Below are 24,113 nucleotides of genomic sequence, written 5' to 3' on the forward strand. Positions count from 1 at the left end.
ATCGAGGGTGGACCACTTATGGCGCTGAACAGATAAAACAACCCGTTTCCGACATATTCAGCCGACCTCAGTGGGCAGCGACAGCAGAAAGAGCCCAGGGCTCCTACGAAGGTTCATCGCAGTCAGAATGAATAGCGACTCAATAGGTTGGGGATTCGCGCTTCTCGAAAACCTCTGCAGCGATTCGATATGCCCTACGCAAAGTCTGCGTCGGGGGCGCTTCCGTAGCTGAACTCAATCTTGGGGCGCCAGCCGCTGTTGAGAACGCCGCCGCTCTCCTCTAGGTAGCACGCGCCACAGAGGGACTGGTAGCCGACATCCACGCCATCGATGGCGACTTGATCACCATCGAAAATAAATTCATCGCCAACGGTGCGAGCGTTGAAGACTGCCTTGCGACCGCAGCGGCAAATCGTTTTGAGCTCCTCAAGCGAATGCGCGATCTCGAGCAAACGCCTACTGCCCGGAAATGCCACCGTCTGAAAATCGGTGCGGATGCCGTAGGCAAGAACCGGAACCTTTTCAACGATAGCGATGCGCAACAGATCGTCGACCTGAGCCTCACTAAAGAACTGGGCCTCGTCGACAAGAAGACAGCTCACGGGCAAACCAGTTTCTTCGAAGACCCGAGCACGTTCGCGCGCAAACACTTCGTAAACGTCATCATTAGGCGCGATCGTGAAATCTACCTGGCGAGTAACGCCTAGACGAGAAATGATGGCGTTGTCGCCTTTGGTGTCGATGTGAGGCTTCGCCAAAAGTACTTGCTGATCGCGCTCTTCATAGTTGAAGGCGGCCTGCAACAGCGCGGTGCTCTTGCCACTGTTCATGGCTCCGTAGCGGAAATACAGTTTGCTCATCAGCGTAGAAATCCATCCTCAGCGGCCCGACGAATAAGGTCAGCTTTCTTACTTGCCGGCCGGTTGGCTTTTGCGTACTTTTCGCGCACTCTACGAAGATACGTCTTCGCGGTCTCATATTGCACATTCATGCGTTCAGCGACTTGAGGCGTGCTTAGTCCAGAAGCGTACAGGGTGAGCGCGTCGGCTTCACCGGCGCTCAGTTTTGGCTTGGATTGATCGGCGGAGCCAGAGGGAAGCGGGCGCCAATCATGCGGTGCAGCACCTTCTGCCTCGACGCCCATGATCTCGCGGGCGGAATCCATCACCTCGTGCATCGGTAGCGACTTCGAGAGAAATGTGGCTGCACCGGCCGAGAGAGCACGTTCACGGGCTTCTCTACTATCGAGACTCGACAGCACAATGACCTTCGCCCCGGCAGCACGACAAGTGCGCACCCGTGCTTCGATCGATACTGGCTCTTTCAGCTGGAAGTCGAGGAAGACTAGCTCGGTAGGAAACCGGTCGCTGTGAACTAGCTGGAGCCAGGTGCTCGCCGTGAGCACAACGTCGAAGTCTGGTGCGTTGTTCGTGATCCAGCTGTTGAGGCTATCAAGCAACACCTCATGGTCATCCAAGATGGCAAGCCTGATGGGCGCGCGATCGCCCATGCGAACGCTGAGTGGAGAATCAGGGGGTGTCATAAGTAAACCTAACGATAAGAGTGGGCGAGCGATAAGTAATGCGAAGTCCAGTGAAAACGACACGAAGTACTGCAAGATAGGGCGCGAGAGACGATCGCCACGATGATTCCGATGACGTTACTTTCGCCGTCACAGTGATCATTGCCCCAGCGGGGGTCTTGTCAATTTCCAAGCGAACACTCTCCTTCGAGAGTTCGTCTCCACTCGCTACCGCGAGCACGGCAGCACGGAGTGCGGTGCGCTGATGAGACGTCATTGCGCCGGCGAGTCGATGTGGGTCTCGAATTCGGAGTCCATCGTCGAGTACGCCGAAGGACGTCGCCACGACAGACTCCAACCAGCTGCGATTGACTTCAGTAACCATGAGAGAGCGGATCGACTCTGAGTACTCTGCCGCCCGCGCTCGGTCGTCTGGCGAGATAATTCTCCGCTCGATCAGCTCTGCGAAAAGCGGAACCACGTCGCGATTCAAGATAGTAATTCGGTCTTGCTGCACGGAACGTGCCACGCCAACGTGTTGCCTCTTCAGCTGACGGTTCGCCGCTCGGCGCGCACGGGACTCCCATCGCTGATGAGTGGCCGCCAACGAACGGGCGAATGCGGCACCTCCCAGAGACATGGTGAGCACAGGCGTGAGCGAAAAGAGCACCACGATCATCGGCGGCGCTGAAACGCTCGTCACTACCGACTGCACCAGAGCAATGAACCCGGTAAAGATTGATGCGATCACGCCGACGGTGAGGAGTTCTTCTGCCGGACGGTATGGCGCGAGCGACATGCACGCTGTGCCAATGGCAAGAGGGCCCCAGAAGTCTGTAAGCAGCACCGCGTTGTGACCGAGCGACGCTGAGCTTAACGCAAAGGCGATCACCAAGAGTCCGACAATGAAGGCATAGAGGCCGGTGCTGAACGGTGCCCGAAGTGGACTGGTACCAAAAATTATTGCGCCACAGGCGATCGCGATGAGAGCCAACGCCAGCTGCGCCATCAGCGGATGGTGACTGCTGTCAGCGCTGTTAGCGGTCATCACAATACTGAAAGCGAGAATGCCCACTGTCGACGCGATGGTCACCAACCGACCATCGAGAGTACCCAAAGGATCGAGCTGCTGGATTGACTCCGACGAAATCGTGCCGTTCTCAGAGACACTCACGATGTCGGCTCCACCGATAAAGCCGGTTGGCGGTCGGGCACCGGAACCCGGATCATGACTGACGTGCCGAGCCCCGGGGTCGACCAGACTTGAACGGTGCCTTCAACGAGTTCCATGCGGCGGCGAACCGATTGCCTCAAGCCGAGCCTGTCTGCCCCTGTCTCTGCCTCGTCGAACCCCTTTCCTGCATCAACGACCAGCACGCTCACTTCGGCGGGAGACGCAAAAATGGCGACTTCAGCCTGCATCACTCCGGAGTGTTTGATGACGTTAACGAGGCACTGTTTCACTGCTGGCCCTAGTGCGGCAGCGCCGCGGGAATCTAACAGTGAGAGTGACGTCAGATCACCAGTGATCTCCACCTCAAGCTCCATAGCGCGCGCTTCCGTTATCGCGGTAAGCAGCGCGCTCTTTTGCCAATCGGAGCGCACGCTGTCGCTGGCATCATTCGCGGCTTCGGAAAGCCACTCCTCCCCGACCAGAACTTCGAGATCGCGCTTGATCTCTCGTTGCAGCTGAGGACTCATCGCACCGAAAGGGGCATTCGCGATCGCCGCGAGATGTCCGAGAACGGTGTCATGCATGACTGCGGCGGATGTCGCCTCGATGCCGTATCGCAGGTTCGCAAACTCATCGTCCCGAGCTGCGCGATGAAGGTTTGATTGAACACGGCGGACACCACGCTGGCTCAGCCTGAGGGTAGCCAGGACAACAAGGACGGCGATGTAGACCGCAAAGGTACTCATGTCCAAGTTAACCGTTCCCGTCAGCTGCCAGCTGGCCAAGGCCACTGCGCTCTCAGCGACTATGAGCCCAGCGGTACACCAGAGAGCGCCCCACAGTGCGCTAGCTCCCGAACCGCCGACGAGCATGAGAGCGATGTTCGGAAGGTTGACGAGGTACTGCCCAACGGCGCCCAAAGGTTCCATCTGGGAGTAAACGGTGAGGAAGAACCAGTACGCGGCCGGGCCACCAATGAAAATGTGGGCAACGCTAAAGAAAATTGTCCGGTAGCGGTTGACCAGGATCACGGTCACGAGCAGAGGAACGAGCGCCAACGCGGCTGGGAAGAGTTCTTTGTCGGCATCGGCTACATCGACGCTCACGACGCCGACGAGGGCCAAAGAGAGGCAGACGAGCGCGACCGCGTTGACGGTGCGGGCGAAGGCTCGACTCACACTCTCTTTACGCAGGTGCGCAGGCAAGCCGATAGACATGCACGCTCCCGTTCACTGTGCTGAAGATGTAGCAGCTCCAGTATGGCAGCATTCGGGGTACGTCGTGTACCCCGCACTTGGGGTACATTCCGACAAATGTTGCCGCATTCGGGGGACAACGGCCGCACCGCTGTACAGCTAAGCGTGAATGTGCAGCGCTTTCGCGGTCGTGGCGAGAGTCTCGCGCGCCAGTTCGGGCGAATCGGAAAGCTGCTGGCCGAAGCTCGGGATCATTTTTTCGATCTTCGGACGCCAGTCATCCATGCGCTCCGGGAAGCACTTCTCGACCAGTCCCAGCATGATCGGAACAGCCGTGGAAGCTCCGGGCGATGCCCCCAATAGACCTGCGATGCTGCCGTCAGCAGACGTCACCACTTCTGTACCAAACTGCAACACGCCGATCTTCTTCGGGTCTTTCTTCATCACCTGAACACGCTGGCCAGCGGTAATGCGGTACCAGTCTTCAGGATTCGCGTTCGGAACGAAAGCCTTGAGTTCGTCGAATTTGGTCTCGGGGCTTGCCATAAGCTGCCCCACCAGATACTTCACGAGCGAAAGATTACTGAGTCCGGCGGCAACCATCGGAAAGAGGTTGTGCCACCGGATCGACGCGAACAGATCGAGAACTGAACCTGTCTTCAAGAACTTCGGGCTGAATCCCGCGTAAGGGCCGAACATGAGACTGCCCTGACCATCAACAACACGAAGGTCGAGGTGAGGTACAGACATCGGCGGCGAACCAACAGCAGCCTTGCCGTAAACCTTGGCGCTGTGGGCAGCCACGATCTCCGGGTTGTCAGTGCGCAAGAATTCGCCGCTCACGGGGAAGCCGCCGAAACCACGAATCTCTTTGATCCCTGACTTCTGCAACAGGTTGAGGGCGTAGCCGCCAGCACCGACGAAGACAAAACGCGCAGTGACAGGTTCGACCGGAGTGCTACCGATATCGTGACGGAGCTTAATCTTCCACAGGCCATCACGCTGCTTCTTGAGGTTAGTCACCAGAATGCCTGTATTGAGCGCGGCACCCGACTCCACCAAGTTGTTAACGAGAAAGTGAGACAGCGCACCGAAATCGACGTCGGTTCCCGAGGGGATATGAGTGGCTGCGACAGGCTCCGCCTTGCGGCGACCTGGCATCATGAGAGGTGCCCAGCCATGGATAACTGCGGGATCCTCGCTGTACTCCATGCCAGCGAACAGCGGGTGATCCTTGAGCGCGTCAAACCGCTTGCGCAGGTACTCGACGTTTGTCTCCCCCCACACGAAACTCATGTGCGGTGTCGGATTGATGAACGAGCTCGGCTCGGGCAGTGCACCCTCATTCACGAGATACGACCAGAACTGCCGCGAAACTTGGAATTGCTCGTTCACCTTCACCGCACTCGAAATTTCGATAGAGCCATCGCTCTTTTGCGGGGTGTAATTGAGCTCGCACAGCGCGGAATGTCCGGTGCCAGCGTTGTTCCAAGGGTTCGAGCTTTCCTGGGCGAGATCGCCAAGACGCTCGAAGATTTGGATGTCCCAGTCAGGCTGCAATTGCTTCAACAGCGTTCCCAGGGTGGCACTCATGATTCCGCCGCCGATAAGCGCGACGTCGACGGTTTTGTTCACAACTCCACTTTAGCCTTCTGTGAGAGCCCCAAAGTGCGAAGAGCCTGATCCATCTCTCTTGCCATCGCGGCGTAACCATCATCGTTGGGATGCAGCCCGTCACTGGCCATCCACTCAGGGTGGCCCTCAATCCAGTGCGAGGCATCCGGAATATAGTCCGCCCCGATGCTCGCTGCCGCATCTTCCACCCAGCCGATGATTGTTTCGACCGACGCGGGGCGCTCATCCGTGTACCAGAACGGCTCAACAACAATGAAACGCGCATCCGGTAGCGCTGTAGTCAACCGAGTGAAATCCTCGGTGATCTGCGTGCGGATGTCATCCGACCGTGAATCGAAACTGAAGTTGTCGTTGAGGCCCATCGTGACGAACACGATATCCGGATCATCGGCGATGATCAGACTCGGCAGATCGCCGTCTGCGAAATTACCGCGATTATTGATGAAACCGAGACCGTTCACGCTCGGGTTGAACTCACTCCAGCCCCTCTGCTTGCTCACCACTGTCGACCATCGGTTGTTTGACGAGCTTGCGCCGGTGCCGAGAGTGTACGAATCACCGTAGAAGGCGACACGAGTGGCATCAGGATCGCGGACGTCCGACGAGACCGCGGTGCTGCAGGCGGTCAGCCCTATAGCCGCCGCGACCATGACGGTCGCGGCAATCGTGCGGGTGACAGAGTTGAACTTCATACCGAGAGTTCGGTGCGGGCAGGGGAATCGATAGCTACCGGTTGCCTGCGGGCCGCCATACGGCTGCCAAACGGCCAGCTAGTCCACACGGTTACTAAAGCCCGAACTTGCGGAGCGCCAGATGCATCTGAGCGGCAATGGCGGCGTGACCAGCATCATTCGGGTGAAGATTATCGCTGGCCATCCACTCTGGATGTCCGGCAAGCCAATATGACGCATCGGGAATGTAATCGGCACCGACTTCGGTCGCAGCGTCGTGCACCCACGAAATTATTAGCTCAACCGAGGCCGGGCGTTGTGCCTTGTACCAAAATGGCTCAACAACGATGAGCTGGGCATCCGGAAGCTCCTCAGCTATTCGCTCGAGATCGCTCAGTATCTGACCGGGAAGCTCAGCCGCATAAGTATCAAAAGTGAAGTTGTCGTTGAGCCCCATCGTGACGATAACGACCTCTGGATCGTCCCCAATAATGAAACTCGGAAGATCCCCATCGCCAAATACCGCTCGATTTCTCATGAACCCGAGACCGCTGACGCTGGGATTGAATTCGCTCCACCCATGCTGCTCGCTGAGCACGGTTGACCACCGAAGTTCCTCCGCGGTTGCGCCAGTTCCTCGGGTGTAGGAGTCGCCGTAAAAAGCAACGTGAAGACCTTCGGCATCAGCGGCAGTGACAATGACTGGCTCCCCCGAGGCTGACACACTCGCACAGCCCATCAGCCCGAGGGTCGCCGCAACCACAACGGTCGCAACGAGCGTGCGAGCTACAGAGTCGAGTTTCATACCGGAGGGTCGATGCAGCCGCTCAAGAGGATTGCTCCTGTTAGGCCGAAACCTTCGGGGCGATCTTGGCGGCAACGAGCTCAGCAATCTGAACAGCATTGAGAGCCGCCCCCTTGCGCAAGTTGTCATTACTGACGAACAGCGCGAGGCCGCGACCGTTCGGCACACCCTCATCAGCACGGATGCGACCAACGAAGCTCGGGTCAGCACCCGCAGCATCAAGTGGTGTGGGAATGTCGCTAAGGCAAACGCCGGGAGCATCCGCCAACAGCTCCGTGGCACGCTCAGGGCTGAGGGGTTTCGCAAACTCCACGTTGATGGAGAGTGAGTGACCGGTGAAGACGGGAACGCGCACACAGGTGCCGCTCACGAGCAGACCAGGAAGTTCGAGAATCTTGCGGCTCTCGTTGCGCAGCTTCTTCTCTTCGTCGGTCTCGTTGAGTCCGTCATCGACAATGCTTCCCGCGAGAGGCACAACGTTGAAAGCAATGTTCTTGGGAAACTTATTGGGCGCGGGCATCGTGACGGCAGCACCGTCTTCGACGAGACCGATCGTGTTTTGCGCCACCGCAGCAGCCGCCTGCTCGAGCAGCTCTTCTCCCCCGGCGAGACCCGCGCCAGACACAGCCTGGTAGGTGCTGACGATCAAGCGCTCGAGACCAGCCTCGGCATCCAGAACCTTTAGCACCGGCATCGCGGCCATGGTGGTGCAATTCGGGTTCGCGATGATTCCCTTGACCGCCTGGTCGATCGCGTGCGGATTGACCTCGCTCACGACGAGAGGAACCTCAGGGTCCATGCGCCAGCCCGACGAGTTGTCGATGACCGTGACACCGGCAGCGGCAAAACGCGGAGCCTGCGCCAACGACGTTGTGGCACCAGCCGAAAAGATCGCAATGTCGAGCCCGGCGGGATCAGCAACAGACGCATCTTCAACAGTGATCTGCTCGCCCTTGAACGGCAGCGTTGTGCCCGCACTGCGCGCCGAGGCGAAGAAACGAATCTGCGCTACCGGAAAGTCGCGTTCCTCAAGCAGACGGCGCACAACAGTGCCGACCTGACCTGTTGCACCAACAACACCAATACGGACGCCCGCGTTACCCATGAGACCCTCTACCTAAGTTTTGTGTTCGCCACCTTAGCGCCGAACCGCGAAAATACAGAAACTGCGACCGCTTAGCGGCCAGTGCCGGCGTGAACTACAGCCTCTTCATCACCATCAAGCCCGAACGCGGTATGAACAACGCGCACAGCCTCAGCAACAGTGTCGGCCCGCGTCACCACCGAAATGCGAATCTCACTCGTGGAGATCATTTCCATGTTGATACCGGCCTCAAACAGTGCAGTAAACAATCGCGCGGAAACTCCCGCGTTAGTGCGCATACCGCCACCAACAACCGAAAGCTTGCCGATCTGATCATCGTGCTGCAGCGACTCGAAGCCAACTTCGTCTTGACGGAAGGTCAGCGCACGCAGCACGTCTTCGGCATCCGACTTTTTCAAAGTGAAAGAAATGTCGGTTCGACCCGTGGATGCTGCAGAAACGTTCTGCACGATCATGTCGATGTTCGCATCGGCTGAGGCCACAATCGTGAAGATCTGCGCGGCCTTGCCTGGCACGTCAGGAACCCCAACCACGGTGATCTTTGCTTCGCTGAGATCAGAGGCGACACCTGTGATGATTGACTCTTCCACGCTCTCTCCATCCTTCAGATTGACCACTAACGTGCCCGGGTTGTTGTTGAACGATGACCGCACGTGAATTGTTACCCCGTGTCGGCGTGCATATTCAACCGCACGAACATCGAGCACCTTTGCGCCTGCCGCAGCAAGCTCCAACATTTCTTCGCACGTGACGACATTGACCTTGCCTGCCGACTTCACGATGCGGGGGTCAGCGGTAAAGATTCCGTCTACGTCAGTGTAAATCTCGCACGTTTCAGCGCCGAGAGCAGCGGCGAGTGCGACCGCTGTGGTGTCAGATCCACCGCGACCGAGGGTCGTAATGTCTCCTGTGCCCCGGTTGAACCCTTGGAAGCCAGCGACAATCGCGATAGCGCCGTCGTCAAGGGCTTCGCGAACGCGACGGGGGGAAACCTCAACGATGCGTGCAGCCCCGTGCTGAGCATCCGTGACCATCCCGGCCTGACTGCCCGTGTAACTGCGGGCGTCTACGCCCAAGCTTTTGATCGCCATCGCTAAGAGAGCCATCGAGATTCGCTCACCGGCAGTAAGCAACATGTCGAGTTCACGACCGGCAGGAACGGGAACCACCTGGGCGGCGAGGTCGAATAGTTCGTCGGTGGTGTCGCCCATCGCCGAAACGACAACGACAACGTCGTTACCGGCTTTGCGGGTTTCGACGATGCGCTTGGCGACGCGCTTAATACTCTCAGCGTCGGCAACGGATGAGCCACCGAACTTCTGAACGATGAGGCTCATTGTTCTCCTGAAGCGGGTCTTTGCGGGCAGGTGATGCCCAAAATGCGAGTCTAACGGTGCGTGCACGCCCCGCCGAGTTCGTTACGGGAAGCGCTAATGTTCGACAGTTCGGCGGCCTTCGAAGGCCCGCCCAAGCGTGACTTCGTCGGCATATTCCAAATCTCCACCGACCGGGAGACCCGATGCGAGGCGCGAAATTCGAAGGTTGGGCTGAACCAGAAGCCGCGTCAGGTAGGTAGCGGTTGCTTCACCTTCGAGATTGGGGTCGGTCGCGATGATGACTTCTGTGACGACACCGTCAGCCAACCGGCCTAAGAGTTGCTTGATGCGCAACTGGTCTGGACCGATTCCGTCGATGGGGCTGATAGCTCCACCAAGTACATGATACAGCCCGTGGAATTCGCGAGTGCGCTCGATGGCGACGACGTCTTTGGCCTCTTCGACCACACAGATCGAGGAGGGTGAGCGGCGAGGGTCACGACAAATTGAGCAGGTTTCGTGCTCAGTCACGTTGCCGCAAATCGCACAAAAATGGACCTTGTCGCGGATGTCGTTGAGCAGTTCTGCAAGTCGACGGACGTCAAAGCTCTCGGTCTGCAAAATGTGGAACGCGATGCGCTGAGCAGACTTCGGCCCAATGCCGGGCAGCCGACCGAGTTCGTCGATCAGTTCTTGAACAATTCCGTCGTACACGGCCTACTCATCTCTTGGCTGGGGCACTACTCGCGGCTCAACCTGTTGCTCTTCAATGAAGGTGGCGTTCAATAGTTCGCGCACTACTGATTCTCCGTAGCGGGAGCGGTCCATCTTGGCCGCTGTTACAGACATTGCTGCTTTCGCTAAAGACTCTGGCGGAGCTGGTGGTGCGGAGGCGGCGGCTTCCGCTAGCCGCTCAGACGTGGGCTTCTTTGCCGCTTGCTGCGCGATGGCGCTTCCTCGTGCCGCGGCTGAATCACCGTCAGGCTCTGGATCCGACTCGGGAATCGCTGCTACAGCCCAGCCGCCAGATTCGCGATCTTCGGCCGGCGCAGGCTCCTCGGGTTCTGGGACCTCGTCTGCGGCGGGCGGGGCCTGTTGACTCGAAGTCGGAGCGGCTGGTTCGCTCGACTGCTCTGGGCGCGATGGCGGCGGGCTCGCTGGCGCCGGACTCGCTGGCGCCGGGCTCGCTGGCGGGGCAGCGTTCGTGCCTTCCACCCGCGCCATGAGCGCTGGTTCGAAGCCGAGCACGTGCACGAAGGCTTTCTTGAGGTAGTCTCCGACGCCTTCGCCTGGTGCACTGCGCTGCTTGAGTGCTTCGACGTCACGCTCGCTAGGGAACGAGAGCACCAAAATTTTGTCATCACGAAGTTCGAGCGGCTTGGCGGTGAAAACGACCATCCAGGCGGTGCGCTTGAGCTTTTGTACGACATCAAGAATTTCGGGCCACGAGTCTTTGACCTGTTGAATCGAGACCGGAGTGGTGCGTGGCGCGGCCGCCGGCGTCGAAAGCTCAGTGCCGGTTGCCGTCGGTTCCCTTACGGCAGCGGTAGGAGCGGGGGCGTGCGGAGGCGAAACCGACGGCGACGACTCGGCGCGAGCTGTTGGGCTTACCGTGGCCGACTGGGTGTCCGGGATCGCCGTTGTGGCCGGGTTAGATTGTGTGGCCGGGATCGGCATTGTCGAAGCGGTAGTCGGCACTGCTGAGGGCGCAGCCGTCGACGTCGCAGCCAACGACCCGTCACCTTCGATGCCGATGCGGCGTTCGAGCCGTTCAACTCTGGCGAGGGCTCCGCGCTGAGTGTTGTCGCTTGCCGGCACCAGAATGCGCGCGATCATCAGTTCAAGATGCAATCGTGGCGAGGTAGCGCCTGTCATGTCTGACAGCGCCGCATTGACGACGTCGGCCGCTCGAGAAAGTTCGGCAGCACCAAGGGTGTGCGCCTGTTGCGCCATTCGTTCAAGCTGGTCCTGAGGGATGCCGCGCAAGACGGATGCCGCATTGGCAGCGGTGGCCGCAACAACGATCAGGTCGCGCATCCGCTCAAGAAGATCTTCTACGAAGCGCCGTGGATCTTGCCCGGTTTGGATAACCCGATCAACCGACGAGAACGCTGCGGCGGCATCGCCAGAGCCGAGCGCATCGATGACTTCATCGAGCAGCTCGGCGTGGGTGTAGCCGAGCAGAGCAACGGCTCGCTCGTAACCGACCATTGCTGTGTCGGAGCCAGCGATCAGTTGGTCGAGCAGCGAGAGAGTGTCACGAACTGATCCTCCACCGGCACGCACAACGAGAGGAAGAACACCGGGCTCGACTTCTACCTTCTCGCTCTCTGAGAGCTGCTGAACGTAGTCAAGCATTTGTGCCGGCGGCACCAAGCGGAAGGGGTAGTGATGGGTGCGCGAACGAATCGTGCCAATCACCTTGTCTGGTTCGGTGGTCGCGAAGATGAACTTCACGTGCTCCGGCGGCTCTTCCACTATCTTGAGCATCGCGTTGAAGCCTTGAGGCGTCACCATGTGCGCTTCATCGAGAATGAAAATTTTGAAGCGGTCGCGCGCAGGGGCGAACACGGCACGCTCACGCAAATCACGAGCATCATCGACACCGTTGTGGCTTGCCGCGTCAATTTCGACAACATCGAGCGATCCGCCGCCGTCGCGAGAAAGCTCGACGCACGATGGGCAAACGCCACAGGGCGTGTCAGTCGGACCTTCTGCGCAGTTCAAGCAGCGCGCCAATATTCGGGCCGATGTTGTCTTGCCGCACCCACGCGGCCCGCTAAAGAGGTAAGCGTGATTAACGCGGTCGGTACGCAACGCTGTGCGCAGCGGATCCGTCACTTGAGACTGCCCGATGAGTTCAGCAAAAGTCTCGGGCCGGTATCGGCGATATAGGGCAGCAACCACGCCTCTAGCGTAGTCGTGCCCGCTGACCTTCCCAACGTGCGGAGAGCGAACAGAACGCGGTGAACGCAACGAACGAGAAACTTTGCCGTGGAAAGCAATCCGTTCTGGTTCCTGTTCCGAATCTTCTGTGGTCGGCTGGTTACCGGCTATTGCCACACCTGATCCGTGGCATGCACTTCCCGAATAAACGTGCAGGGCCCGCCGGGGGATGGCAAGCCCTGCACGCACTTAGCTCTCGAGGCAAGTGACGAGGTGGCAGCACTCTAGAGCGCTGCCACCTCCAGTTCACGCGCGGTGACGACCTACGCGGCGGCGAGAAATCATGAGCAATGCGCCTGCGCTGATGAGCGCAAGGGCAACCCACGCAATCGGGAGGCCGGAGGATCCCGTGTACGCGAGGCCGTCATCCGTTGCGGCTAACGTCGTGAGCTCGAAGGTGAAGCCAGGCGTGCTGACTATCTCCGCCCCCGAGGAGAGAACCGCCGGTACCCACATTGCTTCGTGAGCCGGGGTCACGACTGTCGCCATGGTGTCGTTCAGCACCGTGAAGTTTGTTCCCCACACATCACCGAAGCGAGCTCCGGTAGCACCCAAGAAACCACTACCACGCAGTGTGACGAGAGTACCTCCCGTGTCTGGCCCCACGAGGGGAGACATCGAACTCACGACGGCGATGCCCTCTGAGGCGTACGTGAAGTCTCCCGCAGCCGCATCATTGATCGGATGCTGAATCACGATCTCCGCGGATCCTGCATCGTGCGGCGGGCTCGTTACGGTGATCTCGGTGTCACTCACGACGATGAACGACGTTCCGTCATCCCCATCGAAGGTCACCCCGGTTGCTCCGGTGAAACCGGTTCCCGTGATGGTGACCTCGGTGCCACCCGCCAGCGGACCGGCGTTCGGCGACACAAGTGTCACCGTGGGGTCAGCCCGATAGGTGAAGGTTGCCGGAATCGAGGCTCCGCCTGGATGAACCACCGTCACTTCTACCGCGCCGACGGCGTGTGCCGGGCTCGATACGGTGATCTCGGTATCGCTCACTACCGTGAACGACGTTCCGTCATCCCCAGCAAACGTCACGCCTGTAGCTCCCGTGAAGCCTGTGCCGGTGAGGGTCACCGAGGTTCCTCCGGAAGTCGGGCCAGCCACCGGTGCGATACCCGTGATGACAGGAGCCGCAAGGTAGGTGAAGTCGCCGCCCGCAGCGTTGCCATTCGGATGCTCGACGACAACGGCCGCCGCACCTTCCGCGCCAGCAGGAGTGGTCACCGTGATTTCGGTATCGCTCACCACAATGAACGACGTTCCATCATCCCCATCAAACGTCACGCCGGTGACTCCGGTGAAGTCCGAACCCGTGATGGTGACGACGGTTCCTCCCACGGTGGGGCCAGTAGCGGGAGTCAACGACGCGACGACAGGAATCGGAAGGTACTCGAAAAGGCCGGCACCGAGATCGCCACCAGGATGCTGAAGCGTGATGGGCACGGTGCCCTGCACGTGAGCGGGAGTGGTGATCGTTATCTCGGTGTCGCTCAGGATGGTCAACGACGTGCCGGCATCTCCATCAAACGTCACTCGGGTGGTATCCGTGAGGTTTGAGCCTTCGATAGTGACTACCGTGCCGCCTGTAACTGGACCGGCAGTAGGAGCGACGTCCGTAACAGTGGGCGGCGCGATGTATGTGAAGGTACCCGGTGCCGAGTTGGCGGGCGAGTTCAGCACGATTACCTCGACGGCTCCCTCATTATGTACCGGAGTTGACACGGTGATCTCGGTGTCGCTCACGAAGGTGAACGACGATCCGGCATCCCCGTCAAAAGTGACGCCCGTCGATCCGGTAAAGCCTGATCCCGTGATGGTCACTTCGGTGCCGCCAGAGATCGAACCGACGTTCGGCGACAGCGACGAGATGATCGGGGCAGAGGTGTACGTGAAGTCACCGGCGGAGACATCTCCGATCGGGTGCTGCACGACAACCGCGATGGTTTCGGCAACGTGAGCGGGGCTCGAGACAGTGATCTCGGTGTCGCTCACGACAGTGAGCGACGTTCCGGCATCCCCATCGAAGGTGACCCCCGTGGAGCCGATGAAACCGATTCCCGTGATGGTCACGGCAGTGCCGCCCGCGACCGGACCGATGTTCGGCGTCAGGCCTGAGGCGGTCGGGGCTCCGCGGTAGGTGAAGTCGGCAGGAACCGAATTTCCTGTAGCGCGCTCGATGATCGCATCAACGACGCCAAGCGCGTGGGCAGGGGTCGTCACCGTGATTTGGGTATCGCTGTCGACAGTAAATGCCGTTCCATCGTCACCGTCGAAGGTGACTCCCGTTGCACCTGTGAAGTCAGTTCCTTCGATGATGACGACCGTGCCACCAGAGATAGGACCGAAGTCCGGGGTGAGGGACGAGATGACAGGCACCGGAGTGAACGTGAACCCGCCGGCATCCGAAGCGCCGGCAGGATGTTGAATGATGACATCGACAAGACCAGCGGCGTGAGCCGGGCTCGTGACAGTGATTTCCGTGTCGCTCACGACAGTGAAGTCCGTGCCTGCGGTTCCGTCGAAGGTGACTCCGTTGGATCCGGTGAAGTCGGTTCCGGTCAGCGTGACGGAGGTCCCGCCCGAGGCCGGTCCGCTTGTGGGGTCAACATCGGTGATGACGGGACGAACGCCTGAATGGTTGGGGCCGACGGCAGAGCGTGCGACATCCAGGAGCAAAAGTTTCGTAACCGGCCCTTGCTCAAGCAAAGAGAGCCGCAGCGCGGTCTCCACAAACTGCTGGTTGGGCGATGTGCCGATGAGCTCCTGATTATTGATCGAGAGTTTCACGACTAGCGCTAAAGCTGCGAGCGCTGGTGTTAGCGCGGCGATTACAGGAGTAACGACACCGGTCTGAAGTGCGCCAACGAATGTCTGAAGCGCGGCGGTGTTTGGATCGAGAAGATCGGCAACGAGAGGGGCGATGACCGCGTCAACTACTGCCGACGTTAGTATCCCGATGCTGATCGTTCCCAATGCCGTGATGGTTGTTGTCGAAGGTGATGAACTCGCAATTTCAGCCAGTGTGCCGTCAACGGAAACACGAGCGAGCGACACAACGCCGACAGGAGATCCGAGATTGATTCCCAAATCAACGGTGATATCTACCTCAGCAATTTCCAACGCGGCTGTCACTGCGGCTTCGACATTGTTGGCGAACTGCCCGACCAGCGTCGAGATCGATGCCGTAACTGCGGCAAGTTCGGCGGGAGTCAACACAAAAGTATTTGCCGGCTGCCCTGAAAGCGAGCCCCCCTTCAGAGCAGCCAGATCGACGACGATCTCGCCCGTGCCGAAGTCGACAGTGACGGCACCCGACGTCACCGGTACGTACAGCGCGGCGAGCGGTGTTGCGAAGTCCACGCTCACGCTTGCAGAGGTATCTCCAGCCGAAACGAGTCCGAGAGGAAGCGTGTTAAGAGTGTCCACCGCGACGTTAGTGACGGCACCAAGCAAGGACCCACCAGGACCGGCGACAGCGTCAACTGCCCCCGAAAGTGTTCCGGCGAGGCCATCGACCGTTGCGCTGACTCCGGCGACGGTGTCGCTCGTCAAGCGCAGTTCAGCACCGACAATTTCGTAACTGCCGACCGCCGCCGCCGGAGCTGCCTGCGAAGCCCGAGAGCTCGTCGCACCAATTTCGAGGGAAAGCGCCGTCAGTTCATCAGCGAGACCGGAAGACAACGCGTTGGCCAGATTGAGGGAGAGCCCATCGGGGCGATCGGTGACGTCGACGACGTCGACTCCTACGTCACCCGACGCATTGACGAGACCGGTCGCCGCGATCGAACTGCCGTCGCTGGCCGCTTGCGAAAAACCGCTAAGCGCTCCTGCGTTCGCAAGCGCGATCGGTACTCCAATCCCGCCAGCCGTCGCGGTGAGTCCCACGAGAGCATCGACACCCGCAGTATCGGTTTGAAGCGCTTGCGTGCCGTTGTTTGATGCTTCGGTCGTGCCGAGAAGCGCCAGCTCACCTTCCAGAAGGCCAGAAAGAAGGCTTCCCGAAAGGTAAGCCGACTCTGCAATCGAGTCGTCCCCGGCTGCTGCCTGAGCGGGTATTCCCGCAGAGAAAACCGACAAAGCAACGAGTCCTACACCGGCGAATGCCGCGATTGATGACCGAATGATGCGGCCGCGACGCCGCTCCGTTACACCGCTTGCCCCGAAAATTGGTTCGCTGAAAGCCACGACTGCCCCCCTGATCCAAGGCCTGTGCGCACTCTGCGCTCGCACTCAACTCAAGTAGTGGTGAGCTACTCGCGGGTGGTTGACCCCAGGCTGAGTCCGCCCGAATTCGGCCTCGCGCCCATGATAAAACCTCAGCGCGCTGCAACGCAAGCGTTGACAGCGGGGGAAAAGGAACTGGTCTATCGGGTTGCAGCCTCAACCGACTCTCGAGCTATCTGCAATTCCTCGTTCGTGGGGATCACGAGAACCTTCACCGGCGAGTGAGACGTCGACACAACACGTTCGTCTCGTCGCGCTTCGGAGTTGGCTGCGGCATCCATCACAATGCCGAACGATTCGAGCTCTGCGATAGTGGCCGCCCGAGTATTGGCGTTGTTCTCGCCCACTCCGGCCGTGAACACGATGGCATCGGCTCCCCCTAAGGCCACAAGGTAAGCGCCGAGGTAGTGACGAAGCCGGTGGTAGTAGACAGCGAGCGCCGCCTGCGCGCGGGCATCCCCGCCATCAGCGGCCGACTGCACATCACGCATGTCTCCGGTGCCCGTCATGCCGAGCAGACCGCTCTCGCGGTTAAGCAGGTGGTCTAATCCCGGAAGATCAATACCGGCGCGACCTAAGTGAAAAAGCGCGCCCGGATCGATATCCCCCGAGCGCGTCCCCATTACCAAGCCCTCAAGTGGGGTCATCCCCATCGAGGTGTCGATACTGCGGCCAGCATCGATTGCACACACCGAGGCACCGTTGCCGAGGTGAAACACAATGAGCTTGAGGTCGGCGAGATCCCTACCCAGCATGGCGGCGGCACGGTCCGCAACGTAGCGGTACGAGGTGCCGTGGAAACCGTAGCGACGGATTCCATGCGTGCGAGCAAGCTCAGCGTCAATCGCATAGGTATAGGCCGCCGGTGGCAGTGTGCCGTGAAACGCAGTGTCGAAGATGGCGACGTGAGGCACGGTCGAAAACGTTGCCCGCGCCGCCCGGATGCCCTTGAGATTGGCGGGGTTATGCAGCGGCGCGAGCACCGAAATCTCTTCGAGCCGCTCCTCGACAGCATCGGTGATGACTGTAGCCTGCGTGAACTCTGCCCCGCCGTGCACCACTCGATGACCGACGACGGCCGGATGTTCGTCCCCGAGCTCAGCAAGAATCTGCCGCATCCCCTCGTCGTGGTCGGCGGCTCCTCCCCCGGGTTCCCCAATGCGTTCAACAATGCCGCCGCTGTAGACGGAACCGGATTCGGCGTCCAACAGTTCCCACTTGATTGACGATGAACCAGAGTTCACGACGAAGACGGTTGTCATGCTGGCTCCCCTGAGGTGGCTGACTCGGCGACGGCTGCGGCAACAGCGCCCGTTGCAGCAACAGCAGCAGCAGCTTCTGCCGCGACAGCTTGTGCCTGGATCGCCGTGATTGCAACGGTGTTGACGATGTCCTGCACGAGGGCACCACGTGAGAGATCGTTGATGGGTTTGCGCAAGCCTTGAAGAACAGGCCCGATGGCCACTGCGCCAGCACTGCGCTGCACGGCCTTGTAGGTGTTGTTGCCCGTATTCAGATCGGGGAATATGAACACCGTGGCGCGGCCTGCAACCTCCGAGTCTGGCATTTTCGATTTGCCGACGGCAGCGTCCACTGCGGCATCGTATTGGATCGGGCCGTCGACGGCGAGATCTGGGCGACGTTCGCCGACAAGCGCCGTGGCAGCTCTCACCTTGTCGACATCAGCACCGCTGCCAGAGGATCCGGTGGAATACGACAGCATTGCGATGCGCTGCTCGATGCCGAATTGGGCTGCGGTAGCAGCAGAAGAGATCGCGATATCGGCCAGCTGGGCTGCATCCGGGTCGGGGTTCACAGCACAGTCGCCATAGACAAGCACGCGGTCTTCGAGGCACATGAGAAACACGCTCGACACGATCGACACGTCAGGCTTAGTTTTGATGATCTCAAAACTGGGGCGGATGGTGTGAGCAGTCGTGTGCGCGGCACCGGACACCATGCCGTCGGCAAGCCCGAGGTGCACCATCATGGTGCCGAAGTACGAGACATCTGTCACCGTGTCTCGCGCTACCTCCATCGTCATGCCTTTGTGGGCACGCAACTTTACGTACTCGGTCGCGAACCGCGTGCGCAGTTCTTCGTTGAAGGGGCTCAGGATGCTCGCGCTCGAGATATCTAGACCGAGTTCAGCCGCACGACCGCGCACCTCGCCCTCGTCACCCAGAATCGTGAGTTTGGCAACACCACGGCGCAGCAGCGTGCTGGATGCCCGAAGGATGCGGTCATCGTTGCCCTCCGGCAACACGATGTGCTGCGGAAGCGAGCGGGCACGATCGAGCAAACCGTACTCGAACATGAGCGGCGTAACCACCGTTGGCGGGTTCAGCTCAAGGCGGCGAAGCAACTCTGCAGCATCGACATGCTGTTCAAACAGCGCGAGCGCGGTATCGAACTTGCGGGGAGACTCGGCAGCCAACCGCCCGCGCGTTTTGGTGATGATGCGGGCAGTGTCATAGGTGCCAAGCGAGGTACGAATGACGGGCAACGCGACATCCAGTCCATCCATCAGGCGCTCAATCTGTGGCAAGAGATCAAAACCGCCGTTGAGGATGATGCCCGCCAACGAAGGGAATGTCTCTGATGCGTGCGCCATAAGTGTCGCCAGCAACACATCGGAGCGGTCGCCAGCAACCACCACAACCGACCCCTCAATTAATCGCAGAAGCACATTTTCCATGGTCATGCCTGCGACGACAACGCCGAGGGCTTCACGCTGCAAAAGTTCTTTGTCGCCCTTGAGCAGTTCACCGTCGACCGCTGCTAAGAGAGAGCCAAGGCTCGGAGCAATAAGGAACGGGTCCTCTGGAATCGCCCAGACCGGGGCATCAGCGCCGACGGCAGCGCTCACCGCCGCAATGACGTCGACCAGATGATCGGGGTCAGACCTGTTGACGATGACGCCGACCAGTTGCGCGTGCGCGGCAACCAATTCTTGATGCGCAATCGAGTAAATCTGAGCCATGTCGTCTGGGCTGCGGCTCTCGCCGTCCTCGGCCTGCCCACCGAGAACAAGGAGCACAGGAGCGCCGAGGTTCGCTGCGACGCGCGCGTTATAAGAGAGTTCGGTTGGGCTGCCAACATCCGTGTAGTCAGAGCCAACGATCACGACAACGTCGCACTGGGCCTCTACCGCTTTGAAACGCTCGATGATGCGACTGAGCGCCAACTCGGGATCGGCATGAACATCGTCATATCCGACGCCCACGGCGTCGTCATAGCTGAGGTTGACGGCCTCGTGCCCGAGTAACATCTCCAGCACATAATCACGCTCGTCGCTCGTACGGGCTACCGGCCGAAATACTCCGAGTCGTTTTGCTTCACGACTGAGCGTGTCAAGGAGACCGAGGGCGATGGTGGACTTGCCAGCATGGCCCTCAATGGAAGTGATGTAGATGTTCTGCGCCACGACTTCAGCCTACGCCGACGAGGCGAACCGACGCTGCCGAAACTGCCTGAGGAAGCCCGTTTCGCTCAGCCCGCCGCCCACTACCGCAGGTCGCGCATTCGAGCGGCAACCCCGCGCTCCCCGCTGGAACGCCGTTCAGTCGAAACTGCGAGCACCAGAAGAACGGCGCCAGCACTTGCGAGAGTGATCCACCAAGTCGCCGCGTCGATCGTTGTTCCTATTTGCGCGGCGAAGACTACGACGTTCTCAACGGCAAGCGTGACGATTCCAAGCACGAATGGCGCGGCAAGCTGCAGGCGATTACCGAGCAAAATGCTGACCAACGCCAGCCCGATTACCAGGATGGCTCGCCACGTCTGCGGGTCAGTGCCTGTGGAGAGCACTGACGTGCCGAGCATGACGAGAATTCCTGGCGCGAGCAGCCTCCATGATCCACGCTGGCCTTGCGGCCACGAGTAGAGGGTTGGCTTTGTCTCACCGATGTTGCGCCAGCCGATGATGCCCACAGCAAGGAGTGCAGCGCCAAGGGTGAGAGAGAACGGCTCCACCCGGAAGATCGAGTGCTCGCTCCAGCCGGCGATGCCCGCAATCGTCGCGAAGAGGAACGTGAGCCACACTGGCGGTAACGAGGTCAGTCGGTGACGAGCGCGCAGCGCGCTGACGATCATGAACCCAAGCACAATGACCATGACAAGAAGCAGCGTTATGGGGAAGACCGGCCCGTGCCTAAACGCTGAGACCGGAGCCAGCACAAAGTAGGCAAGCGCCGGAAGAGCGAGAAGCCGCGAGCGTGCAAGTCGTGGGGAGGAAACGAGCATTGTTGCTGCTGCAGCGGCAAGCACCGTTGCGACGAGTCCGAAGATAAGCACCGGGATCATGACCGCTTGGGGGTCTGCGAGTTGCGCATCATCTGCGCCCGCGCCATAACGAATCGCTTGAACGAGGCCGGCGCTTGATGCTCCGAGCCCGACCAAGATCGTAGTCACGCGCAAACGGCGCAGGCTCGCATGCCGAGAAGGGTCCGGGATGAGCGCAAGCAACGATCCCGCAAGAAGCAGCGAGGCCGAGGCCAAAATAATGGCGATCGTTCGCCACTCGATGGAGTCTTCCGCAGGACCGTTTCCGGCGACAATGAGCACAAGGAGCGGGGCGGCAACTGCCACGGCTAGTCCGCCAGCGTAGAGACCGAGACCACGTCGACCGCGCCAGACGGCAACGAGGCCGATGAGGGCCGCAACGAGTGCTGGTGGCAGCACATAGGCGTCGAGCAGGGCAATCTCGTTGAGAGCAAGGAGAGACCACAGCGCACCCGTGAAGCTGAAGTACGCAACGATCCAGGCGTAGCGACGCTTGAGGAACTGTCCCGTTGCCACAGCGCCGATTCCGATAATTCCGAGTACGAGGAAGGTCGTGCCGAAATCAGTTGCCGTTCGCACGAGGGTGAGCACGACGGCGAGAGCACCGGTGATGAGCGCAGATACTTCGAGCGCGAGACGTACGCCGCGAGTTTCCGCTTCGGTGTGGCCGAGCTTGCGCAAGCTGCGGCCGACAAACTCAGTGGTGGGCAGCACGAGTGCGACAAGCGTTGCGGTGATGGGCAGGGTAAATGGCGAGGTACTTTGTTCGACGAACTGGGGAACGACCGAAATGATCACCACCGTGACAGTTGGCACGAGCAGACCTGCCGCCCCGACGCGCACCACCGGGCGCGCCCCCGGTCGGTGAATAACGACGAGAACGAGAGCGAGCACAAACGCCGTTGCCGCGGAGAGCCCAACCCAGCCGCTGATCTCAGAGAAAAGCATTCCAATGCTAAGGGCGAAGGGAATCGCCGCAACCACGAGCGCTGCAGCCCAGAAGCGCACCGGAACGGCGCGGAGCACAGTGAGAACAATCGCCACGACGAGGCCTAGGGTCGCCGTCAAGCCGATGACAGTCGGTGGCCACGACAGCACAGTGAATTCCGCGAGGAAGAACGCGAAGACCCCGAGGGCATAGACGAATCCGGCGGCCGCGTGAAGCGGCTGAATCGAGCGGCGCACAGCACCAGTGAGCACACCGATTGCCGCAACGACGCCGAGCCCGCCAACCACCACAAGAACTCTGTCTGGGGTCGTCATGATCGCACCGAGCACTATGAGAACGTGAGCGAATACGAAAGTTGCCCGAGTGACACCGGTGGTTTCGCCAGACGCACGCCTGAGCGCGACTGTCACGACGCTGAGCGCAACGCCCGCTCCGAGAGCGAGGGCAACTCGAGTCACGTCACTGAGCTCACTCCACGTGGCGAAGCCGACAAGCCCCGCGAGCGCGACCGCGAGAGCAAGAAGGCCGAGAGAGCGGATCTTGCGAGCAATGGCGGCGATGACGAGGCCAACGGCGAGAGCAAGCATCCCTAAGGTTGCGGCCCCACCGAGGAGCGATGGCACGAGGCGTGCCGGCGCGGTAAACGCTTGGCCGAGCACGACGAGGGCGGTGGGGATGCTCGCGAGAACCACGACAATCGCGACGCCAGTCAGGAGTGCGATGCGGTCGACTCGAGGAGCAAAGGCAGCACGAGATGCTGTCGCGAGTAGCGCGAGACCACCTACGGCTACTGCGGGCAGGAGCGCCAAGAGTCGCTCGGGGTCATCAACCACCGCAGCGAAGGGCAAAATCGTCAGAGAAACGGCGACGAGCACGCCGGCGACGAGGCTCCATAGCTGCGGGAGGGCGTTTCGGGTACTCAAGACTGCCATCACCGCTAGCCCTGCGATCACGGCGGAGATACCGAGAATCCACGCACGGGTGTCGCCAGAAGGCAGGCCGATCACGGTCGACAGCACGACGATAAGGCTGAGCATCTGGAGACCAGTCGCCGAGGCGTGGTCGACTCGCAGAGTGCTCTCGAATCGGCGCCCCAGAGTTTGTGCAAGTTCCTGGACGAGTAGAGCAGCAAAGCCAACACCAAGATGCCCAAGCACTACAGACCACGGGGTATCAATCGCATAGCCGACGAGGGCTGGTGTAATAGCAATTCCCACGAGGCCGACCCAGAGCCACGCGCGCATACGGCGCACAGTGGCGAGAATGACGAATAGGCCAGAGATGAGCAGCGTGGCGATTGCCGCGGCTCCGTAACCGCCGAGTGGCGCGGGAGTCTGGGTCGCAATCGCCCAAATGTCGAGAATCACGAAAACCATTCCGAGAGCACCGACCGCCTCCGCAGAGAACTGAAGGTTTGCGCGAGCAAGCAGCCACGCCGCCGTGATGAACACGAGGGTAATGATCGCGATGGCGGTAGTGCGCGTACCCGTATCGGTGAGGTCGGGGTTGAAGAAAGTAAAGACGATCGCCGCGACCGCGAAAAGGCCAGCGCCGGCAACAGCGAGCACCGACTGCACACTGATCGTGGAACGCGACGAGGAAGTGGGGGTGGGGGTAGGTGTGGCCGCTCCGGAAACCGCAGGCGCAGAGACTGCAACATCGTGAGGTAGCGCTGCAGTGGGAATTCGGTCGAGGATGCTCTGTCGGTGCTCCAGCGCGGCCACGGCTGCCTTCGATGCGTCAGCGAGCTCAACGGCAGTTTCGTTGCGCAGGTCGGCACGGCAATGGGTGCAGATTCCCTCGTGCACTTGGGCGAGATCACACCGTGGACATTTGCCCCACGCCTGAAGGCCGCGGACGGCGTCATCGCTCCAAGTTTTATTCATGTTTCACATCATAGAAGCCACGAGCCAATGATGCTTACGGCAAAGAAAAGACCCCCCGCGCACCCGCCAGAGCCCGGTTACCCTTGCTACGTTTCCGTCCTGGGGGAGTTGGCCTGGATGGCGCCACGCGAGGAGCCGCACTCAGTCTACCCAAAAGTTGGAGCCCTTGCGCTCCCCTTCACGCGGCCAAATTCCGGGGCACCGCGTCACCGATTACCACTGAACCGCACACCCCGTTATGATCACTTGAGGTTGTTTGCGCTAACGCGTGTTCAACTCGCCAGGAGAATTCGCCTAGTGGCCTATGGCGCACGCTTGGAAAGCGTGTTGGGTGCAAGCCCTCGGGGGTTCGAATCCCCCATTCTCCGCACTTACCCGATGTTGTCGCGAG

15 protein-coding genes, 1 tRNA gene and 1 other RNA gene are annotated in these 24,113 nt (G+C 60.2%); 1 reads left to right on the forward strand and 16 read right to left on the reverse strand.

Going from position 1 to position 24,113, the window contains the following annotated elements; genetic code table 11:
* Nucleotides 1–194: 194 nt before the first annotated feature.
* The 16 genes from FFT87_RS00075 to ffs all read right to left on the reverse strand — a co-directional run bounded on the left by FFT87_RS00075 (nt 195) and on the right by ffs (nt 23,862).
* Complete coding sequence (locus FFT87_RS00075; protein WP_219949384.1) at nt 195–860, reverse strand: thymidine kinase; 666 nt, start codon at nt 858–860, stop codon at nt 195–197.
* Complete coding sequence (locus FFT87_RS00080) at nt 860–1,543, reverse strand: response regulator (RefSeq protein ID WP_219949385.1); 684 nt, start codon at nt 1,541–1,543, stop codon at nt 860–862. The genes FFT87_RS00075 and FFT87_RS00080 overlap by 1 nt, the downstream gene beginning before the upstream one ends.
* Nucleotides 1,530–2,696, reverse strand: a complete 1,167-nt coding sequence (locus FFT87_RS00085; RefSeq protein WP_255559975.1) for a hypothetical protein — start codon at nt 2,694–2,696, stop codon at nt 1,530–1,532. Before FFT87_RS00085 ends, FFT87_RS00080 begins: the two co-directional genes overlap by 14 nt.
* Nucleotides 2,693–3,913, reverse strand: coding sequence for a sensor histidine kinase (locus tag FFT87_RS00090; RefSeq protein WP_219949386.1), 1,221 nt, complete (start codon nt 3,911–3,913; stop codon nt 2,693–2,695). Before FFT87_RS00090 ends, FFT87_RS00085 begins: the two co-directional genes overlap by 4 nt.
* A gap of 138 nt (nt 3,914–4,051) precedes the next feature.
* Nucleotides 4,052–5,527, reverse strand: coding sequence for a malate:quinone oxidoreductase (locus FFT87_RS00095; protein ID WP_219949387.1), 1,476 nt, complete (start codon nt 5,525–5,527; stop codon nt 4,052–4,054).
* Complete coding sequence (locus tag FFT87_RS00100) at nt 5,524–6,219, reverse strand: SGNH/GDSL hydrolase family protein (RefSeq protein ID WP_219949388.1); 696 nt, start codon at nt 6,217–6,219, stop codon at nt 5,524–5,526. The genes FFT87_RS00095 and FFT87_RS00100 overlap by 4 nt, the downstream gene beginning before the upstream one ends.
* Nucleotides 6,220–6,313: 94 nt before the next feature.
* A complete protein-coding gene (locus FFT87_RS00105; protein WP_219949389.1) occupies nt 6,314–7,003 on the reverse strand; it encodes an SGNH/GDSL hydrolase family protein in 690 nt (229 codons plus the stop codon).
* Between the two features lie 40 nt (nt 7,004–7,043).
* On the reverse strand, nt 7,044–8,108 hold the full coding sequence (locus FFT87_RS00110; protein ID WP_219949390.1) for an aspartate-semialdehyde dehydrogenase: 1,065 nt from the start codon (nt 8,106–8,108) through the stop codon (nt 7,044–7,046).
* A gap of 71 nt (nt 8,109–8,179) precedes the next feature.
* Nucleotides 8,180–9,445, reverse strand: coding sequence for an aspartate kinase (locus FFT87_RS00115; RefSeq protein ID WP_219949391.1), 1,266 nt, complete (start codon nt 9,443–9,445; stop codon nt 8,180–8,182).
* A gap of 93 nt (nt 9,446–9,538) precedes the next feature.
* Entirely contained in the window at nt 9,539–10,138 is a 600-nt protein-coding gene (gene recR / locus FFT87_RS00120; RefSeq protein ID WP_219949392.1) for a recombination mediator RecR, read from the reverse strand.
* 3 nt (nt 10,139–10,141) lie between these two features.
* Nucleotides 10,142–12,331, reverse strand: coding sequence for a DNA polymerase III subunit gamma and tau (locus tag FFT87_RS00125; protein WP_219949393.1), 2,190 nt, complete (start codon nt 12,329–12,331; stop codon nt 10,142–10,144).
* Nucleotides 12,332–12,616: 285 nt separating this feature from the next.
* Nucleotides 12,617–16,564, reverse strand: a complete 3,948-nt coding sequence (locus FFT87_RS00130) for an IPT/TIG domain-containing protein (RefSeq protein ID WP_219949394.1) — start codon at nt 16,562–16,564, stop codon at nt 12,617–12,619.
* 179 nt (nt 16,565–16,743) lie between these two features.
* Nucleotides 16,744–17,865 (reverse strand): acetate/propionate family kinase, encoded by a 1,122-nt coding sequence (locus tag FFT87_RS00135; protein WP_219949395.1) that lies wholly within the window; start codon nt 17,863–17,865, stop codon nt 16,744–16,746.
* Entirely contained in the window at nt 17,862–20,030 is a 2,169-nt protein-coding gene (gene pta / locus FFT87_RS00140; RefSeq protein WP_219949396.1) for a phosphate acetyltransferase, read from the reverse strand. The genes FFT87_RS00135 and pta overlap by 4 nt, the downstream gene beginning before the upstream one ends.
* An 80-nt stretch (nt 20,031–20,110) precedes the next feature.
* The gene (locus FFT87_RS00145) at nt 20,111–23,722 is read right to left on the reverse strand and encodes an SCO7613 C-terminal domain-containing membrane protein (RefSeq protein ID WP_219949397.1); all 3,612 of its coding nucleotides are present in this window, start codon (nt 23,720–23,722) and stop codon (nt 20,111–20,113) included.
* A 43-nt stretch (nt 23,723–23,765) separates the two neighbouring features.
* An RNA gene (ffs, locus tag FFT87_RS00150) (signal recognition particle sRNA small type) lies at nt 23,766–23,862 on the reverse strand.
* Nucleotides 23,863–24,005: 143 nt separating this feature from the next.
* Between ffs and FFT87_RS00155 the strand changes: the two genes are divergently transcribed.
* A tRNA-Ser gene (locus FFT87_RS00155) sits at nt 24,006–24,090 on the forward strand.
* Nucleotides 24,091–24,113 lie beyond the last annotated feature (23 nt).

Source organism: Salinibacterium sp. M195, assembly GCF_019443965.1.
Classification (GTDB): Bacteria; Actinomycetota; Actinomycetes; order Actinomycetales; family Microbacteriaceae; genus Rhodoglobus.

Coding starts and splice junctions, on each gene's coding strand:
- FFT87_RS00110 (WP_219949390.1), bottom strand. CDS start 8,108: ATGGGTAACGCGGGCGTCCGTATTGGTGTTGTTGGTGCAACAGGTCAG.
- FFT87_RS00105 (WP_219949389.1), bottom strand. CDS start 7,003: ATGAAACTCGACTCTGTAGCTCGCACGCTCGTTGCGACCGTTGTGGTT.
- FFT87_RS00115 (WP_219949391.1), bottom strand. CDS start 9,445: ATGAGCCTCATCGTTCAGAAGTTCGGTGGCTCATCCGTTGCCGACGCT.
- FFT87_RS00135 (WP_219949395.1), bottom strand. CDS start 17,865: ATGACAACCGTCTTCGTCGTGAACTCTGGTTCATCGTCAATCAAGTGG.
- FFT87_RS00100 (WP_219949388.1), bottom strand. CDS start 6,219: ATGAAGTTCAACTCTGTCACCCGCACGATTGCCGCGACCGTCATGGTC.
- FFT87_RS00080 (WP_219949385.1), bottom strand. CDS start 1,543: ATGACACCCCCTGATTCTCCACTCAGCGTTCGCATGGGCGATCGCGCG.
- FFT87_RS00075 (WP_219949384.1), bottom strand. CDS start 860: ATGAGCAAACTGTATTTCCGCTACGGAGCCATGAACAGTGGCAAGAGC.
- FFT87_RS00145 (WP_219949397.1), bottom strand. CDS start 23,722: ATGAATAAAACTTGGAGCGATGACGCCGTCCGCGGCCTTCAGGCGTGG.
- FFT87_RS00090 (WP_219949386.1), bottom strand. CDS start 3,913: ATGTCTATCGGCTTGCCTGCGCACCTGCGTAAAGAGAGTGTGAGTCGA.